This window comes from Nocardiopsis flavescens (assembly GCF_900141985.1).
GTDB lineage: Bacteria > Actinomycetota > Actinomycetes > Streptosporangiales > Streptosporangiaceae > Nocardiopsis > Nocardiopsis flavescens.
Map to the genome: position 1 here is coordinate 173186 of NZ_FQZK01000007.1, position 15521 is coordinate 188706.

Here is a 15521-nt window from a genome sequence, read left to right on the forward strand (position 1 = left end):
CCGCTCACACGTCGACCAGGCGGTGGCGGCTACGCTCGCGGTCGCGCTGACAGGTCCGGCACTTGCGCTCCCCATCGGGGTGGCCCTGGGGGCAGCGGGTACGCGCGGCCGGACTGGTCCCGTGCCGGATGGCGTCGGCCCGGTTCTCGGCGGGAGTTCCCCAAGCGAGGTTGGCCCGGCGGTTGTCGAACCGGTCCCCGTTGAGGTGGCGGGTCTCCTGGCCAGGTGGGCACGGTCCGGCGAACGCCTCCAGCACCACGCGGTGGACCAGTCGGCTGTGGCTTCGGCCGTCGCGGCGCAGGACGAGCTGTAGGTAACCACGGCCGCCCGGATGCAGCTTGAGCAGCTCGCCCTCGGGGTCCCGCTTGAAGCTGCGCACCCGTCCCCGGTCGCTGACCTCGTATCCGGGGAACCCGACCACGGGCTTCCAGACCTCGGGCCTACTCATCGGCCACCAACTCCCGCGCGTCGACGTCCAGGGCCACGGCCAGGGCGGTCACGCTGTGGTCGTTCGGGGTGGCCTTTCCGGTCTCCCAGCGCCGAACGGTAAGCGGAGTCCGGTTCAGCCTGGCCGCCAGCTCGTCCCTGGACATCCCGAGCCGCTTCCGTGCGGCGCGCATCGCGCTTGGATCGAGCATCGTTCCACCCGCTCTCTGATCGTCGTGATCGTTGGATCAACCGGACCACGATCAGGTGGATTTGCCACAAGGGCGTTACCCCCGCCCTACGGCGCGAGCGTGGCAAGCGCCACACCGACCCGGTTTTCGTGCTGTCACGACGAGTGACAAGCACCCCGGCCGGCGACAGCGACGAGTTTTGGGACAACAGCGACGGGTGACAGCCGCGGAGCAGGGCGCACCCCGGCCTGCCCACGCGCGCCGGGGTGGCCTCTCTCCGAAGCTCCGTGGGGTCTTCTTTGAATCGGAGAGCGCCGGGCGGGCCCCAGGCCGGGCCGGGTGTTCTCAGGCTGCCGGAGTGCTCCCCGTGCGCTCAGCCCGGTAAGCCACCTGGCGGCGCTCCTGCGGGTTCAACCCGCCGCGAATGCCGAACTGGTCGCCCTGCGCGATGGCGTCGGCCAGGCAGGCCCCACGAACCGGACAGCGCCCGCATATCGCCTTGGCCCGGCGCTGGACGTGGCGCCCGTTTGAAAAGAACAGGTTGAGATCCGACCCCAGGCACGCGGCCCAATCCGACCAGTGAAAGTCCATGCGGCCCACGAAAACACGGACGACTCACCGCCGGGCGCCGCGCGGATACCCTTCTCCGGCGCTCGGTGGGGTCGTCCTGGACACGGGAGCGCCCCGGGCGAGCGCTGGGCCCCGGAGCCGTTCCCGGCTCGGGGGAGAGCGGCCGGTGGCATCATCGGGGCATGAGCGACACGGACAAGGATTACGTGCTGGACCTGTGCGATGAGGTCATCGGCCAGCCCTGCGAACGCCGGTACACGTTCGACTGGCTGCGGGGTGACCCGCCCGCCCCGGGGCGCGAGGGCCGAAAGCTGCCCGCCATCGGGGGCTACTGGCCAGACCTGCGGCTGGTCGTGGAGTACCGGGGACCGCACTTCGACCAGCCGGAGCGGCACTACGCCAACCGGGCCACGGTCAGCGGTGTGGAGCGCGACGAGCAGCGCGTGATCTACGCCGCCCGGCGCGACGAGCTGATCCCCCGGCACGGCCTGCGCCTGGTGGTGGTCGGCTCGGGCCACCTGGGCCACGACTCCAAGGACCGTCTGACCCGGGACCGCGCCAACGACCTTGAGGCGCTCCGGTCGCTCCTGGCCCCCTGACCGGCCCGGGTCAACTGGCCACGCGGAGCGCACGGTTGGGGCGGGTGACCTGGACGGCACCCGTGAGCGTCGTCGGCGCGGCTAGAGTGACCACACCGCGCCGCCGTCGACCTCCGAGGAGGATGCCTTGACCGACCACGCCGCCCGCCCGGTGCCGGGGTTCCCCGAGCACGGGCGCCGAGGGAACATCGTCGGCTTGAAGATGTGGTGCCGCTGGTGCTGCGAGTGGCACACCCACAGCCACGAGGAGTGGTACGCGGCCGGGCACGTCACGCACCGCGTCGCCCACTGCCGCACCCCGGACAACCCGAACCTGGTGCCCAACCCGCCGTACCCCGAGTCTGAGGGGTACTGGATCGAGGTTCAGGCCGCCCCGTTCAGCGAGGTTGAGAAGCTGGTCAAGGAGCCCACGACCGCGCAGCGCCGGGCCATGGCGCGCCGGGGGTACGAGCAGACCGACGCCGTTCGCAGGCTCCGCGCCCAGCGCCTGGTCCAGCAGGACGCCCGCTGGACCGTGGTCCACGACGAGTAACCGGCCCGGGGGGCACGGCGCGCGCCCCCGACCGGCGTGGTCAGGGGCGCGGCAGCCCGCTGGGGTCGAACGGAACGAGCCTCACCCTCCTGCCACCGCCAACGCTCTCGGGCCTGTCCCACACCACCCGAACCTCAAACGACTCAGGCAGGGGTGTCTCGTCGTTCTTGGACACGACGCCGTACTCGAATTCGACACCGTGCTCCGGGGCTACCTCGTCGGCGTGGCCCTCCAGATCGACCCGGTCCCCATAGACCCTGACGTTGAGGGCGAGTTCATCGCCTGAGTTCACGATGCGACCACGCCGGGCACCATCCGCGTGGACCTCCAGGAACGGCTTGTCCACCCGCTCGGGGCGCCAATCGGCCAGCCTGCCGCGCCGATCCTCCTCTGCGAACGCGGCCTGCTTGGTGTCCGAGTTGGCCGACCTCCTGGCCTGCCACCAGGCGAGGATTGCGACGATCAGGGCAGCGACTGCGACCCACAATCCGGGGTCACTCAAGTCAATGTTCACAGCGCTACTCCTTGAGGAACTGGGCGAGGCCGAGCGGCTCAAGCTCCCGATAGAAGAACGGTCCCGCCTCGTCGGTGTGGATGCGCTCGGGCCACCCGGTGCTCTCGAACCGGGCGTGCAGGTCGGCGTCACCGGAGGCGACCACTCGGGGGCGGTCACCGCTGTACAGGGCGACCATGTGGACCTGCGGGCAGTCGCAGGCGATGCAGAACGCCAGGTCGGTTCCGGCGTTGGCGACGGCGTCGAGCGCCGCCGGGTACTCGACGGTATGCCCCTGCTGACAGGCGACGAGGGAGGAAGGTTGGTCCATGTCGGGACGGTAGCAGGCCAACGGTCCGACATGGAGGGCTTTGTTCAGTCCTGTTCGGCGGGCGGGGCCAGGGTCAGGTAGAGGTTGTCGCCCCGGGGGTTGAGGCTGGCGGCCAGCCACTCGCCCTCGATCTCGACCACGAACCACCCGGGGTTGTCCTGGTGGGGGCGCACGTACACGTTCGGCTCGTCCATCCAGCCACCCTAGTCAGGTCAACCGCTCCCGCGTAAAGCCCGTTGGGTCATCGACCGCAACAGACATATCAGCACCTGGTCGGTGACCTCACAGCCCCGGAAGCTGGTTCCCGAGGTAGCCAAGGATGGCCCCGAACACGGCCCAGAACAGGGCCACTCCACGGTCAGCGATAAGCCGCTCCTTGAACGTGGGCCGTTCTGCTCGGTTTACATTCAAGATGATGTCTCTCGATGCGGATTCGAGAGTGAAGTCAAAGATCCCTCTGATCGCGTACGTCACAATGGTTACTAGCATAACGACCAACGAGACTGCGAGCAGAAAAGATGTGGCGGTTTCCAGCTCCTTTGACTCCCCTCCCATGAAAGAAACGAAGTTGTACAGCGCAAGTGCGATACCCGCTGGCACGAAGGAGAGAATAACCCACAAGGGGGCGTTCATGCGACAGGGAGCACAGATCTTCTTTATTCGAGTCAGCGAACCGTAGGCGTCATTGTTCGGTTCGATTAGCACAACTCTGGAATCTGACCCGATCTCGACCACGACCCGAGTCTCTTCCTTCGTAGCCGACATCTGCACAAGGCCCAGCCGATCCGGTAGCTCATCCGCCATCCTGGCGAAGTCCTCGGGCTCGTTTCCCGACACCTCATCCTCATTCACCAAAAAGGACAGTGTCCCAAACTCTGCCAGCACGCGCGCGATGTCCTCAAGCTCATCGCGATAGAGCTTGAGCCGTCCCAGTGGGTAAGTCTCTTGTCGCTTCTTAATCCGCTTCCATGCCATGGTGGCCATCTTGGCGCAGATCGGGCCGGGGCGGCTCCACGAGGCCGGAAAGTGAAGCGCATCCGTTGTCGAAACCGGTTCACCACCGCAACCGGACGGCACGGTTGGAGTCGGTGACCAGCAGCGTCCTCGCGCTGTATCGTGCCGCTATGGAGCCGCAACCCCCCACTGCCCTGGACATCACCACTCTTGTCGTCGCCATCTGCGCGGCCGTCGTCGCCGCCACGGCGCTGGGGTGGCAGATCGCCTCTTGGCTGCTGTCAGGCGGACGCGCCAAGGTCGAGCTGCTCAACGGCGCCCTACACCAGTTCGGGCCTCAGTGGATCGTCATGCCGCCCAACAAGCCCCTCGACCCCAGTGGAGCCGCGAACGGCTTCACAAGGCGAGCCATCTTCGTGGAAGTCCGCAACGTGGGACGGCTACCTATCACTGTCACTTCCTGGCAGCTCAAGCTCCCGGGCGGCGTCAAGATCGGTGAACTGAACTCACCCAACGGCCCAAGGCTGCCTCACCGCTTGGACGTCGGAGATAGCGAGAAGTGGGCCATCGAGGTCGACAGCGAGCTGGTTGCGGCTCTCCGCGCCACCCGGAAGATGGCGAAGGTCGACGACGTCGAAGTCCGCGCGGTGGTCTCGCTCGGCAGTGGCAAGGAGATCAAGACCCCGCAGCGCATCACCTTCACGGCCAAGGAGCTGGAGCAGGGCGCGTAGCGGCTACTGCTCGTCGGCATCGGGGCGGGGTCAGGGTTGACCGTTCCCGCGTAAAGCCCGTTGGGTCACCGCCCCAAACGGTGCGCGCCCCGCCGGTCGCCGGACTGGGCCGACATAATGGTCTGCGCACAGAACATCCCCCTCCCGGAGGACCCATGACGGCCCCATCCCCCACCCCACCCGCTTCCAAGTTCCCGGCCGGATGGGCGTTCGGCTGCGGATGCGGGGGCATGGTCCTCGGCGCCGTGGCCATGCTCATCTTCGTGCTGGCCACGTACCCGATGCCCGAGGACACCGCGACCACCGCGCAGGCCGAGGTGGAAGAGCAACAGGTCGGGCGTGACGAGGCGTTCGAGTTCAACCAGTTCAGCGTCACGGTTGAAGACGTCGAGATGGACGCCACGCACTTCGACGGCGACATGATCACCTCGGCGGGCACCTACGTGGTCGTGACGGTGCGGGTCGAGAACACCTCCCAGGAACCTCAGGAGGCGGACCGGCGGTGGTTCCGTCTGGCGGACGCCGAGGGGGCCGTCTACGAGTACGACAGCAATCTGGCCGTCCGGACGCGGCAGGACGTGAACCCGGGCAACGCGCTGGTCGTCACGAACCCCTACAGCGTTCCGGCCGATGCGGAGATCACCCATCTTGTCGCCGGGGACGAAGAAGACGGGGCAGTGGTCAGAGTCGAGCTGTAGACCAGCAGCGTCCGGCTCCGCGGCTAAGCGAGAGGTGATCGCTCTATAACGACGAGTGCAGCCGGCCACGGGCCGCTCCCCCTTGACCCGGCGGGGCCGGGCGGGCCCGACACCCGCCCCCACCCACGCCAGGTCAATGAAGACCCCACCGAACGTCAGAGAGGAGCCACCCCGGCTCAGCCCCCGGCGGCGTCCCGCTCGGCAGCGGCCTCGCGGCGCTCGCGCGGGGTCACCTCGTCGGTGGACCACGTCAGCAGGTCGACGGGGTCGCACTCCAGCGCGCGAGCCAGGCGTCCGATGTTGCGCAGCTGCGGCGCGGACCACCCGGCCTCCCAGTCGGTTGTCAGGTCGCTGGTCGGGCGCAGGCCCATGCACGCCGCCAACTCGGCGTGCGTCAGCTCGCGCCCACGTCGCAGGCGCTTCATCGCCCCCCGGTCGAAGCTCAGGACCGGCTCGGGTTCAGGTTCGGTGTCGGTGTGGGTCGCCATGTTGGTGCTCCTATGCGTTATCTGCATTTCTATTACTAAAAGCGCGGGGCGGTCTTGGTGGGACTGGTGGGGGGGATTGGGATGGGGTCGCTCCAACTCTTTTCGGACCCCCTCCGAGGCCCTCTCTTCCGAGTTCTTCCAACCCCCTCCCACCAATCCCACCAAGAGGGGGAAGAGAAAAAGGGGTGTCCGAAGAGACCGGCCATCTGGGCTGATGGGATGGGGTCCCATCAGCCCCCCACCACCAGCTCCCACCCCCCACCACTTGCGCAAATTGCGTGCCGAGCACAGCGCCTCTTCTTCGCCCGGCGGTGGGGGGTAGCGGTGGGGGGTGGGGCGTCGGCAGCGGCGCGCGCGGCGGTGGCTCGGCTACCCGTTTACGTGCTCTACCCGGTAGGTGTTTGAACCCGCTCGCTTGGACTTGCGCAGGACCAGCCCGCACGGCCACACCTTGTCCACCTTGCTGGCCAGGATGTCCCCGGCCTCGCGGACGGCCTTGTAGTCGTTCACATTGACCGGCAGGATGAACGAGCCACCCCAGCCGTCCGCGTCGCCGTTGTCGACGTGGTCTCGCATGAGCTGGCTGACCTTGAGCCGGGTGCTGTCGTACTTGGCCCGCCATGCCATCAGGAACGGTTCCCAACGCTCGGCCTCGGCGCTGCCGCCGGGGGCGTAGTTGTCCATGAACCCCCCGACGCCGAGGAACTCCAGCAGCCCAGCGGTCGGCTTGGACCACCACCCGTACGACCCCCGCATCCGGCACGATCCTTCGTTGGCCCCGGCCGCGACCCACGCGCGCCACAGCACCAGGCAGCACCACACGAACTTGGCACGGTTGCGCACGTCGCCGAAGTGCGCTTTCAGGTCGCCCAGCGCGAAGTCCTCGCGCATCGCGGGGTCCGCCATGCCCGCATCCAGGCGGACATCGAAGAACCTACGCCGCAGGTCGTCGCTCTGGCGGGTGCCGTTGCCGGTCAACCCCCAGAACACATCGTTGATCATCGCGACGTTCTTCGTCTGGCCCAGGAGCCGGGCCGTGGGCACGGCCTGCGTCAGGAAGCTGGCCAGGGTGGTGTTCTTGACGATGTAGCCGTCGGGCACGTTGTCCAGGATGGCGACGGGGCCCCGCTTGTCGTGCAGCGTCGACACCACCAGCTTGCCCAGCTCCTGCTCGTCCGGGCGGTAGTCGGTCACGTCCCCGCCGAACACCCACACGGGCACTGAGGCAAGGTAGCTCTTACCCGTGCCCTGCGACCCCGCGACCACGTTCACCCCCGGCGTGGGCTGGACCCCGCCCCCGCTCATGCCCTCCAGGAACCGCCGCCCCACGACGTGGGTGGCGTAGGCGAAAGCGTTGGCCCGGTCCGCCTGGCCCACGTAGGGGAACCCGCCCAGCACCTCGTGGTACACGTGGTTGAACGCGCGCTCGACCTCGCCGCGCGAGGGCCGGTCCGGGACCGGGTCGAACGCGCACATCGGGTCGAAGTACATACCGCTGGCCGGGTCGTACCCGGGCTCGTTCAACACGGTGCCGTCCTGGCGCAGGATGGGCGTCCGGGTGACCCCCCGCAGCGGTGGCAGCGACCACGAAGGGCTGGCCAGCACCTGCTTGAACACGACCTGCGCGGGCTGCTTGTCCTTCTCCCGGATCGGCTTGCCCCTGTCGTCGCGCTCGACCACGTACAGCCGCAGGTGGTGCGCCACCAGGTTCCCCAGACGCAGGGAGTCGACGGACTCCATCGCCGCCCGGGTCTCACCGGCGGGCAGCTCGGGGTCGTAGACGCGCCGGAGGTGCACCAGTCCGTCCCCGACCGAGTACAGGCCGGGGACCGCACCGTCGTTTACGGCCCTGGCCAGGTCCCGGATGAGCTGCTGCCCGTCCTGAATCTCGATGCCGCTGGACTTCGCCCCGGGGGCATCGCCCATGGTCGGGTTCTCGTCGGCGTCCTCTGCCCCGTCCGCACCCGCAACCGGCCCCGACTCCTGGACGCCCACGCGGTCGGTCTCGGCGTCCTCGACCTCGCGCTGTACACGCTCGACGGCCCCCGTCTTGGCGGAACGCGCGGGCGGGTCCAAGGGCTCGGTCTTGCCCTTGTTCAGACCGGACCGAGCGGTGGCCTCCGCTGCCGCGTAGCCGTCCTTGGCGATGTACTTGTTAGCGCGGCTGGCATTCATAAGCTCGGTCAAGGCGTAGTCCTCGTTGACGTGGCCGCTCCCGACGAAGTGACCGATGCGGACAGCTGCGTTGTTCAGGGCGTCGTTGCGCCCGGAGGTGACCCCGGCCAGGTCGGCGCACACGCCGCGCACCAGCTTTCGGCCGTAGGCCGAGCCCATGGGGCCGTCGTGGGTCCGGGGCGGGGCGGGGGTACCGGACGGCTTGGCGGCACCCCCCGAGCTGGCCCGTATCTGATAGACCCAGCTCGGGCACGGCGCCACCTCGGCATCGCTGCGCTCGGTGTACGCGCCGTGCTTGGTGACCGATCCAGCGGACGGGATCAGCCCGCCTCGGCCGGTCTTGACGTCGACGCCCGGGTACAGGACCGGGTCCAGCTCCCCGTTTTTAACGGGGGTGGTCCCGTCATGGGTGAACACGTAGTGCAGCCCGTCCCGGGGGGTGCCATGGACACGGGTAGTGGGCAGCGGACCGTACTTGGCCTCCAGCTTGGCCAGCGACTCCAGCCCGCCGTTGCGAGGGTCGAAGTCCAGGACCACGAACCCAAGCAGCGTCAGCAGCACGTTAGGGCCGGACAACGACCCGAACACGTCCCAGTGGGCGCGCACGTCCTCGGGGGTGCGCAGCGCCAGGCCAGGCCACCCCTCGTGTACGGGCGTCTTACGCGGGCTGGGGATCGTCCCGAACCCCATAGCGGCCCAGCGCTCGGCCTCCGCCCGGCAGCGCGCCCGCAGCTTGGCCCGCACCCAGTCGATTGGGGCACCGGTTTGTGCGCCGAATTGCGGCCCGGTAAAATGGGACATAGGACCTTCCCTTAGTTGGGCGGGTTTCACGAAACCTTCTTTGGTCGGTTGGTTTTGAATAGGGCGCCTTTCCAGCGGGCGCCCGAACTGGTTGGTTTAGTCAGCTCCTTTCGGAGGTCCGGGGTGGTGCCCGGGCCAGCAGCTTCTAGCGGCCCCTCGTCTGGTCAACGGGGGGCCGCTGCTGTGTTCGGGGTCAGGAGCGGTCGGCCGTTGCGGGCTGCTCGGGTGCCTCGTCGGCGGGGCGCGGCTGGAACAGGATGGCGAGCAAGCGGCCCATGCGGGCGTCACTTGCCGGGGCGACAGTCCAGACGACCTCGGTGGTGTCTCGGTCCGGCGCGGTCGCGTCAGCGGAGGGCATCAGACAGCCGCCTTCCTGCGGGCCGCCTTGCGCGCGCGGCGGACCTCGTTGTCACACGCCCGACAACGACGCTCCCCCTTGGACCCGATGCGGGTGTTGGCCTCGTCGAACGGGTGACCGCGCCGCCCGCAGCGCGTCTTGGCTGCGTTCGCTGCGGTGATGGTGTTGCCGCGCAGCGTGTTCTCTCGGATCGACACGGGCTCCAAGTGGCCCGGGTTGACGCAGTGGCGCACCCGACACAGGTGGTCAATGGTCAAGCCGTCCGGAATCGGGCCGACAAGAGCCGCATACGCGACGCGATGCGCCCCACGTGACTGGCCGTTGACGGAAAACTCGGCGTACCCCCACCAGTCCGTGCCTGCGGTCCAGAGCCAGCAACCGGACGGGGAAGAGGTCTTGTCGACCTTGGCCCAGAAACGGTCAGGGAGCGCCACCCTTCGGAAGAAGGCGTCCACAGGGGTATCCAGCGCGCACGCGATGGCGACCAGTGTGTCCTGCCCGGGGGCTTGCCGCCCCCGCTCGTACCGGCTGATCGACCCGGGGTAGGCGAGACCGCACCGCTGGCCAAGCCCCCACTGGCTCAAGCCGCGTTCGGTCCGTGCACGGCGCAGCGTGTCGGGGTCGAACTCCGTCCACACCACGTCCGTTGCGGGCGGGGCGTCCGGGGAAACGTCAGCGGGAGCGGTCATCGGGCCTCACCGCCGGACCACCGGATCAGCTCGGTGGGCTCAACGCCGAGGGCGATGGCCAGACGGCCGACCGTCTCCAGCTTCACGGGGCGAAGGCCGCGATCCCATTTCGAGATCTCTTGGCGGGCCGACCCGACGCGACGGGCCAGCTCGTACTGGCTCACGCCTCGCTCGGTGCGGATTCGGCGCAGGGCGCGGTGGTCTAGCTCTAGGACAGGCACGGGGGCGCTCCAGGTGGTCAGGGCTGGGTGCGGCCCCGGCCTGGCCCCGCCCACCGAGGAGGGCAGAGGAGGCTAGAACCTGCTGCTACGCCCCATTCCAGCAGGCGAGAGCCCACATGCGCAGAGCGCAAAGTAACCCCGTTACCGCCCTCCCCCGGTACCCCAAGTACGGCAACGACACGCCGGGTTCCTACGGGGCTCGTTACTCGTCGTCCGCGCCGGCCCGACGAGAAGTGACAACAAGGCGTGTTCAGGCCGACGCAGCCCCGTAATCCGCTCGTGATCGCCCCGCGTGTCGAATGGGCTCCCCGTCCCCGCGCAGCCGACGATGTGGTGGGCAACTCTTGACAGCGAGGAGGGCAACCATGGAACCCCTGAGCGCGACCGAGGTCGCGATGTGGGACACAGGTGACGTGGACTTCGAGTATCCGCTTCTGCGGGAAGCTATGGGGATCGCTCCAACCTGGCCCGACGCGGAGGACCTCGCATTTCGCATGTTCCGAGAAGTTCAGCGGCTCGACACCGAAGGCGAGATCACTGTCACCAACAACAGACGCCCAACCGAACGCGGCGAGGTGTGGGAGCTGACCGACGAGGCAAGGGCTGAACTCCGCCGACGCCTCAGGCTCCTCTGAGAAGGAGGCATCGCCTCCCCGCGCCGTTCCGTGGGGTCTCCGAGCGCCTCGGGCGCCCTGGCCCGGCCCAGCACCCGCCCCCGGGCGTACGAACGCCCCGGAAGCCGTCCGGGCACCCAGGAGAGACGCGCCCGCCCAAGCGACAGAGGCGGGGCGCGCCCTGCTTGGCCCCCACACCGTGACCGGGCTCACGCGGGGGTAATGCCTTGTGGCGCCGTAATCAGCCCTGCTGGGGTGGAAGCAGATCGGATGATCCCATCTCTGAGGAGCTGCATTGTGATCGACGCGAACGAAGTCCGGCGCGCACGTCGCCGGGCCAAGCTCAGCCGCGAGGAGTTGGCCGGGTTGGCCGAAGTGACGCCGCTGACGGTGGCCCGCCTGGAGCAGGGCGCCACCGCGCGGCCCCCGTCGTCACAGATGGTGCGGTTGGCGCGTGCCCTCGGTACCACCGTGGAGGCTCTCGATGACGGGCGATGAGCGCGAGCAGTGGCGTGCCGTGGTTGGGTTTCCGGGCTACGAGGTGTCATCTCTCGGAAACGTGCGGTCGTGGTCCAGGTACAAGCGCGGCGAGTTGCTCAAGCTAAGGCCGGGAACCACCGGGTACCCGCACGTCACCCTTTGGCGCGACGGCCGCTGCCACCGCCCCAAGGTTCACCGCCTCGTGGCGCTGGCCTTCATCGGCCCCAGGCCGGACGGTCAGCAAGTCAGGCACCTGGACGGCGACAGGCTGAACAACGCGGCTGACAACCTCGCGTACGGGACCCCGTCGCAGAACGTGCGCGATTCCGTCCGGCATGGGACACACCCGGAGGTGCGCAAGACCAGTTGCAGGCGGGGCCATCCGTTCGATACAGCCAATACGTACGTCGACCCCAGCGGCAGGCGCGTATGCAGGGCGTGCAAGCTCCAGCGCCAACGTCGACGCCGCGCCCGACTGGCCAGTGCGTGAGCTGGGGCCCGCAGACGCGGGCGCGTCTGCGGGCCCATCCCTCCGGTCAGCGGGCGCGCTTGCGCTCGATCCCCTCCCGAACCGCGTCCAGCCACCCCAGCTCCGCGGCCCACCCTTCGGCCGTCCTCCCGATGACGGTGCCGTCGCCCGTCCACAGAACCTGGTGGCCGCCCACCCCTGCCTCGATCAAGAAGCCCTTGAGTTTGGCGTCGTGACCCTGCGCGTATGTTGCCCGCGTGGTCGCCAGACAGCCCGTCGTCACCCGCCGCCAGATCGACTCCCCGCCGGGGCCCGGCTTCTGCGGGATCAGGTACGAGTACGCCCCGCAGGCGCACACCTTGGCCAGTGTCTCGTTCTTCACGTCCAACATGATCACACCTCAGGCTCGGCAGGGCGGGCACGACGCTCGGTGAGGGCGCGCTGGCCCTTGCGCCACGGCTCGGGCAGGGGGTTGCCAGCGGTGAGCCACAGGTGCAGCCGGTCGAACGCCTCGTCAGCGCGCGCCAACGCCGCCCGCAACGCGGCCTTGGTGGCGCGGGTGTCGTGGTACTCGCGCAGGGCTTCGGACAGCCGGTCGAACAGCTCGTCCGCGTGGTCGTCGGGGCTGCGGCCTTCGGCCGTCATGGGTTTTCTCCTCGTTGCTCTCGACGCTGGTCCGCGCCCCGGCTCCGTCGAGGGAGCGGGGGCCGCTGGGTCGGCCACACAACCGGAGCGGGGCGTCTGCGCGGCCGGGTCAGGCGCGCCAGGTCGGCGAGAGTGACGGCGCGGGGCTGCTGGTCTCGCGACTGGGCGTCCATGGGCCCAACGATGCCGAGGAGTCACGCAACGTGACAGGGACGCAGCGTCCTACTTTCGCGCGCTTAAGGGGTCACGCCCACGAACTCGGCGAGCTGGCGCAGCCCCGGGGGCTGCACGGGCCCGGCGTACAGGTCCTGGATGATCGCCACGGCCAGCGTGTGGTGGCGCATCCAGTCGGGGGACGCCCGGCGCAGCCGCTGCAACGCGGCCACCGCGCCGTGTGCGTCGCCAACGTCGGTATACGCCCGCGCGACGTCCAACAGCAGCCACGTCCGCCAGCTGGGCGGGGTGTCAGCGCTCAGCCGCATCCCCTTCGCCAACTCCAGGGCCTCGTCCGGGCGCTTGTGCTGCACGGCCAGGCGCACCCGCTCGATGCGCACCGACGAGCGGCTGAAGATCGACACCGACCGGCCGTCCCTGGGCGGAGGCAGCTTCGGCAACCGGCGCGCCTGCTGCTCGGCGGTCGCCATCATGTCCTTGGCCTGCTCGTAGTCGCCCGACCGCGCCGCGCTGGTGGCGCCGCTCATGACCAGCCCGCCCCAGACCCGCAGGCTGGCGGCGGTGTCGGTGCCGACCTCGCGCTCAACACCGTCAGCCGCGTGGATGACCAGGTTCCCGGCGTCGTCAAGGCGGTTCTGGCGCTGGTACGCCCACGCCACCGACCCGAACACCATCGGGGCCAGCAACGGGTCACCCGAGTTGTCGGCCGCGCCCGCTGCGCGCTCCAGGCTGGCCAGCGCCAGGTCGGTCTTGCCCAGCCGGATGGCCAGGTGTCCGGCGAGCTGGAGCGCCTTGCCGAGCGCGTGCTCGCCCTCGGCCCGGCTGTGGCCGGACCCCACGGCGGCGGCAAGCCGGGCGTCGGCGATGATGCCTGGCAGCACATCCAGCAGCCGCCCGAACTGGGCACCGTGGTACAGGCTCCAGCCGTCGGACACCTCGGCGCGCAGCAGCGGCAGCGACAGAGACTCGGCCGCGTCGCGCGGGGCCGGGGGTGCGAACAGCGGGGGCATAATCGCTCGGCGCAGCGCGACCAGTTGCGGCGGTTCGGCGTCGCCGTTGGAGGGCACGGCGGGCGGGTCGCCGAGCAGGGTGGTCAGCTCCACACCCAGGCCGGTGGCCAGGGCGTGCAGGGTGGGTAGCCGGGCGCTGTGCTTGCGCTGCTGCTCCAGCTTGCGAACGACGTCGACGGACACGCCCGACCGCTCGGCCAGCCCCTCCTGGGTCAGGTCGGCAACACGGCGCAGTTGGGCGAGTCGTACCCCGAGGTGCTCCATGCCGACATGCTATTGACCGCGTCCACTGCCCGACAGCGGGTTCGGGAACGAGCACTGCCGCCGCGCCGCTGGGCCGTGCCCGCTCCAACCGTCAGGACTCACCCCGAGGAGTATCAACATACTCAGGAATCTCGGACTGGTGCCCATCAACCGAAAGTAGCCTGTAGTGCCTCTGGCTGACTTTCCCAGAGAAGGAACGCTCGACTACCACTTCTAGAGTAACGTCAACCTCTCGGTCAATGTTTTCCCGAACAGCAGACATCAAAGATTCGTCTACATAGCCATGAATCTCTGGCGCTTTCTCTGGCTCGAAGTAGAAAATTTGCCGACGAGTCCGAAGGCCATCTAGCCGCCCACGCATGCGGACAACCGACCTGTCCTCGTGAGTCATCTCAAGCTTCTGAGCGATCTTTCGAACCTGAACAGGAGTCACCCGAGAAACGATCTTCTCCCCCGAAGATGACTTGAACTGAAACCCGATCTCTATATCTGAGTTCAGCTTAAAAACAAGATCAGCCACAGCTCGACGCACAACAGGGGAAGCCCCCATCAATGACTCGATCGAAGCGTCATCATTCTCACCCTCAGGAAGAGCACGAATCAGCTCGGCTAGGCCAACCTCGGCCCAACTGGGACCTGAAAGAGGAACGCTTTCTTCGTTATCTTCATCATAAAAAGTCTTATCCGGAACAAGATGCACCTTGAGCGAGGCAAACGAAGCTGACACTACATTGAAGCGAGCCAGCGAGAAATCTCCAGAACTCAAACGAGATACGTCAGCACGCCTAAGGCGCCGAGCCTTTGCAAGTCGAGCGACGGCGCGCTGAACTCGACGCAAAAGCTCACCGGCGTCACTAGCCGATACGGCATGGCCTTGAGATTTCACGTCGACCATGTGAATCTCAAAATCAGGTTGGGCAACCGGGGCTAGTTCTTTAAACTTACTAGCAGCAGCCGCCAAAGATGCTTGCCGAATACCGGCGAGAGGTCCCCCTCTTTGGGCGTTCTCCACTGCCCTAAGATGCAGGAGGCGGAGATCATTCTCTACCATGACACCTCCAGGTAACCCTTCGTCACGCCCGGGACTGTCTCCCCATCCGCGCCTTTAACACTCGACCAAAGCTGATCAAACTCCTTGAGCGCGTCCGCATCTGTCGACAAGGCCAGGAAGCAGTCGACCAGCCCTCCCATGGGCTGCACGCGATCCAAAGCAGTGCGGGGAGCACCCGAGAAAACCTGCTGGAGCGTCAGGAGTTGCATGAGCTGGTCTTCTTGCTCCGGGGTCACTCTGGAGGCAACCGAAGGGTCTACGACGATGAAGATGTCGATGTCCTTGGGTTCCTCTGCCTTGTGGGTACAGAAGCCGCCATCGATCCAGAGAGTTCCACTCGCGAGGATCTTCCGGATGAGAGAGAAGTGAAGCTTAAAAGCATCGAAGATAACTTCTCGCGCTTGCCGATGTGGAGCGTTCTCTACGAAGGTTTCGTAAATTTCTTCAACGCTCACGGCATGTCGGCCATCGGGCAAGCGGCCCTCCGGGGTGAGCTGGAGGATGGCAGCCCCCTCTAGTCTCTGCCCTGCCAAGGGCCGAACGTCTACGAGGGACAT

At 67.8% G+C, this 15521-nt stretch carries 24 protein-coding genes; 7 read left to right on the plus strand and 17 right to left on the minus strand.

The window, feature by feature from the left end; genetic code table 11:
* Window positions 1-4: 4 nt before the first annotated feature.
* From BUE45_RS14210 to BUE45_RS14220, 3 genes are all read right to left on the minus strand, one after another.
* Entirely contained in the window at window positions 5-448 is a 444-nt protein-coding gene (locus BUE45_RS14210) for an NUMOD4 motif-containing HNH endonuclease (protein WP_073379793.1), read from the minus strand.
* Window positions 441-638, minus strand: a complete 198-nt coding sequence (locus BUE45_RS14215) for a helix-turn-helix domain-containing protein (protein WP_073379794.1) — start codon at window positions 636-638, stop codon at window positions 441-443. The genes BUE45_RS14210 and BUE45_RS14215 overlap by 8 nt, the downstream gene beginning before the upstream one ends.
* Before the next feature lie 324 nt (window positions 639-962).
* Window positions 963-1208, minus strand: a complete 246-nt coding sequence (locus BUE45_RS14220) for a WhiB family transcriptional regulator (protein ID WP_073379880.1) — start codon at window positions 1206-1208, stop codon at window positions 963-965.
* A 161-nt stretch (window positions 1209-1369) separates the two neighbouring features.
* Here BUE45_RS14220 and BUE45_RS14225 point away from each other — a divergent pair, with 161 nt between their 5' ends.
* Window positions 1370-1786, plus strand: coding sequence for a hypothetical protein (locus BUE45_RS14225; protein ID WP_073379795.1), 417 nt, complete (start codon window positions 1370-1372; stop codon window positions 1784-1786).
* Between the two features lie 127 nt (window positions 1787-1913).
* On the plus strand, window positions 1914-2318 hold the full coding sequence (locus BUE45_RS14230) for a hypothetical protein (protein ID WP_073379796.1): 405 nt from the start codon (window positions 1914-1916) through the stop codon (window positions 2316-2318).
* 40 nt (window positions 2319-2358) lie between these two features.
* On the opposite strand, the gene BUE45_RS14235 is transcribed toward BUE45_RS14230, so the two are convergent.
* The 4 genes from BUE45_RS14235 to BUE45_RS14245 form a co-directional block, all read right to left on the minus strand.
* Window positions 2359-2832, minus strand: a complete 474-nt coding sequence (locus BUE45_RS14235) for a hypothetical protein (protein ID WP_073379797.1) — start codon at window positions 2830-2832, stop codon at window positions 2359-2361.
* A gap of 4 nt (window positions 2833-2836) precedes the next feature.
* Window positions 2837-3142, minus strand: a complete 306-nt coding sequence (locus BUE45_RS14240) for a hypothetical protein (protein WP_073379881.1) — start codon at window positions 3140-3142, stop codon at window positions 2837-2839.
* Between the two features lie 44 nt (window positions 3143-3186).
* The gene (locus BUE45_RS32535; protein ID WP_178378535.1) at window positions 3187-3336 is read right to left on the minus strand and encodes a hypothetical protein; all 150 of its coding nucleotides are present in this window, start codon (window positions 3334-3336) and stop codon (window positions 3187-3189) included.
* Window positions 3337-3424: 88 nt separating this feature from the next.
* Window positions 3425-4117, minus strand: a complete 693-nt coding sequence (locus BUE45_RS14245; protein ID WP_073379882.1) for a hypothetical protein — start codon at window positions 4115-4117, stop codon at window positions 3425-3427.
* Window positions 4118-4230: 113 nt separating this feature from the next.
* On the opposite strand from BUE45_RS14245, the gene BUE45_RS14250 reads away from it, so the two are divergent.
* Both BUE45_RS14250 and BUE45_RS14255 read left to right on the plus strand, forming a co-directional pair.
* Window positions 4231-4827, plus strand: coding sequence for a hypothetical protein (locus BUE45_RS14250; RefSeq protein WP_143173355.1), 597 nt, complete (start codon window positions 4231-4233; stop codon window positions 4825-4827).
* 155 nt (window positions 4828-4982) lie between these two features.
* Window positions 4983-5525, plus strand: coding sequence for a DUF4352 domain-containing protein (locus BUE45_RS14255; protein ID WP_084737236.1), 543 nt, complete (start codon window positions 4983-4985; stop codon window positions 5523-5525).
* Window positions 5526-5701: 176 nt separating this feature from the next.
* Here the strand turns inward: BUE45_RS14255 and BUE45_RS14260 are convergent, their stop codons facing one another.
* The 5 genes from BUE45_RS14260 to BUE45_RS14280 all read right to left on the minus strand — a co-directional run bounded on the left by BUE45_RS14260 (window position 5702) and on the right by BUE45_RS14280 (window position 10311).
* On the minus strand, window positions 5702-6013 hold the full coding sequence (locus tag BUE45_RS14260; protein ID WP_073379800.1) for a helix-turn-helix domain-containing protein: 312 nt from the start codon (window positions 6011-6013) through the stop codon (window positions 5702-5704).
* Window positions 6014-6382: 369 nt separating this feature from the next.
* Window positions 6383-8932: a bifunctional DNA primase/polymerase gene (locus BUE45_RS14265; RefSeq protein ID WP_178378537.1), complete on the minus strand. Its 2550-nt coding sequence runs from the start codon at window positions 8930-8932 to the stop codon at window positions 6383-6385.
* Window positions 8933-9182: 250 nt separating this feature from the next.
* Window positions 9183-9347 (minus strand): hypothetical protein, encoded by a 165-nt coding sequence (locus BUE45_RS32540; protein ID WP_178378538.1) that lies wholly within the window; start codon window positions 9345-9347, stop codon window positions 9183-9185.
* Entirely contained in the window at window positions 9347-10036 is a 690-nt protein-coding gene (locus BUE45_RS31280) for an HNH endonuclease (RefSeq protein WP_084737237.1), read from the minus strand. Before BUE45_RS31280 ends, BUE45_RS32540 begins: the two co-directional genes overlap by 1 nt.
* Window positions 10033-10311, minus strand: coding sequence for a helix-turn-helix domain-containing protein (locus BUE45_RS14280; RefSeq protein ID WP_342746024.1), 279 nt, complete (start codon window positions 10309-10311; stop codon window positions 10033-10035). The genes BUE45_RS31280 and BUE45_RS14280 overlap by 4 nt, the downstream gene beginning before the upstream one ends.
* A 311-nt stretch (window positions 10312-10622) precedes the next feature.
* Between BUE45_RS14280 and BUE45_RS14285 the strand changes: the two genes are divergently transcribed.
* The 3 genes from BUE45_RS14285 to BUE45_RS34080 all read left to right on the plus strand — a co-directional run bounded on the left by BUE45_RS14285 (window position 10623) and on the right by BUE45_RS34080 (window position 11841).
* Entirely contained in the window at window positions 10623-10892 is a 270-nt protein-coding gene (locus BUE45_RS14285; RefSeq protein ID WP_073379802.1) for a hypothetical protein, read from the plus strand.
* A gap of 276 nt (window positions 10893-11168) precedes the next feature.
* Window positions 11169-11369 (plus strand): helix-turn-helix transcriptional regulator, encoded by a 201-nt coding sequence (locus tag BUE45_RS14290; RefSeq protein WP_218619542.1) that lies wholly within the window; start codon window positions 11169-11171, stop codon window positions 11367-11369.
* Window positions 11356-11841 carry an NUMOD4 motif-containing HNH endonuclease gene (locus BUE45_RS34080; protein ID WP_073379804.1) on the plus strand — a complete coding sequence of 162 codons (486 nt, stop codon included), beginning with the start codon at window positions 11356-11358 and terminating at the stop codon, window positions 11839-11841. The genes BUE45_RS14290 and BUE45_RS34080 overlap by 14 nt, the downstream gene beginning before the upstream one ends.
* A gap of 46 nt (window positions 11842-11887) precedes the next feature.
* On the opposite strand, the gene BUE45_RS14300 is transcribed toward BUE45_RS34080, so the two are convergent.
* From BUE45_RS14300 to BUE45_RS14315, 5 genes are all read right to left on the minus strand, one after another.
* The gene (locus BUE45_RS14300) at window positions 11888-12202 is read right to left on the minus strand and encodes a hypothetical protein (protein WP_218619543.1); all 315 of its coding nucleotides are present in this window, start codon (window positions 12200-12202) and stop codon (window positions 11888-11890) included.
* Between the two features lie 11 nt (window positions 12203-12213).
* Window positions 12214-12465, minus strand: a complete 252-nt coding sequence (locus BUE45_RS14305; RefSeq protein WP_073379805.1) for a hypothetical protein — start codon at window positions 12463-12465, stop codon at window positions 12214-12216.
* 236 nt (window positions 12466-12701) lie between these two features.
* Entirely contained in the window at window positions 12702-13913 is a 1212-nt protein-coding gene (locus BUE45_RS14310) for a helix-turn-helix domain-containing protein (RefSeq protein WP_073379806.1), read from the minus strand.
* A 91-nt stretch (window positions 13914-14004) separates the two neighbouring features.
* Window positions 14005-14925, minus strand: coding sequence for a hypothetical protein (locus BUE45_RS31850; RefSeq protein ID WP_143173357.1), 921 nt, complete (start codon window positions 14923-14925; stop codon window positions 14005-14007).
* Window positions 14926-14957: 32 nt separating this feature from the next.
* Window positions 14958-15521 carry a DUF6932 family protein gene (locus BUE45_RS14315; RefSeq protein WP_073379807.1) on the minus strand — a complete coding sequence of 188 codons (564 nt, stop codon included), beginning with the start codon at window positions 15519-15521 and terminating at the stop codon, window positions 14958-14960.

Excerpts from the sequence above, each read along its gene's own strand:
- BUE45_RS14310 (WP_073379806.1), bottom strand. The coding sequence starts at position 13,913 with ATGGAGCACCTCGGGGTACGACTCGCCCAACTGCGCCGTGTTGCCGAC.
- BUE45_RS34080 (WP_073379804.1), top strand. The coding sequence starts at position 11,356 with ATGACGGGCGATGAGCGCGAGCAGTGGCGTGCCGTGGTTGGGTTTCCG.
- BUE45_RS14305 (WP_073379805.1), bottom strand. The coding sequence starts at position 12,465 with ATGACGGCCGAAGGCCGCAGCCCCGACGACCACGCGGACGAGCTGTTC.
- BUE45_RS14260 (WP_073379800.1), bottom strand. The coding sequence starts at position 6,013 with ATGGCGACCCACACCGACACCGAACCTGAACCCGAGCCGGTCCTGAGC.
- BUE45_RS31280 (WP_084737237.1), bottom strand. The coding sequence starts at position 10,036 with ATGACCGCTCCCGCTGACGTTTCCCCGGACGCCCCGCCCGCAACGGAC.
- BUE45_RS14240 (WP_073379881.1), bottom strand. The coding sequence starts at position 3,142 with ATGGACCAACCTTCCTCCCTCGTCGCCTGTCAGCAGGGGCATACCGTC.
- BUE45_RS14225 (WP_073379795.1), top strand. The coding sequence starts at position 1,370 with ATGAGCGACACGGACAAGGATTACGTGCTGGACCTGTGCGATGAGGTC.
- BUE45_RS14215 (WP_073379794.1), bottom strand. The coding sequence starts at position 638 with ATGCTCGATCCAAGCGCGATGCGCGCCGCACGGAAGCGGCTCGGGATG.
- BUE45_RS14245 (WP_073379882.1), bottom strand. The coding sequence starts at position 4,117 with ATGGCATGGAAGCGGATTAAGAAGCGACAAGAGACTTACCCACTGGGA.
- BUE45_RS14285 (WP_073379802.1), top strand. The coding sequence starts at position 10,623 with ATGGAACCCCTGAGCGCGACCGAGGTCGCGATGTGGGACACAGGTGAC.
- BUE45_RS14315 (WP_073379807.1), bottom strand. The coding sequence starts at position 15,521 with ATGTCCCTCGTAGACGTTCGGCCCTTGGCAGGGCAGAGACTAGAGGGG.
- BUE45_RS32540 (WP_178378538.1), bottom strand. The coding sequence starts at position 9,347 with ATGCCCTCCGCTGACGCGACCGCGCCGGACCGAGACACCACCGAGGTC.
- BUE45_RS14255 (WP_084737236.1), top strand. The coding sequence starts at position 4,983 with ATGACGGCCCCATCCCCCACCCCACCCGCTTCCAAGTTCCCGGCCGGA.
- BUE45_RS14210 (WP_073379793.1), bottom strand. The coding sequence starts at position 448 with ATGAGTAGGCCCGAGGTCTGGAAGCCCGTGGTCGGGTTCCCCGGATAC.
- BUE45_RS14220 (WP_073379880.1), bottom strand. The coding sequence starts at position 1,208 with ATGGACTTTCACTGGTCGGATTGGGCCGCGTGCCTGGGGTCGGATCTC.
- BUE45_RS32535 (WP_178378535.1), bottom strand. The coding sequence starts at position 3,336 with ATGGACGAGCCGAACGTGTACGTGCGCCCCCACCAGGACAACCCCGGG.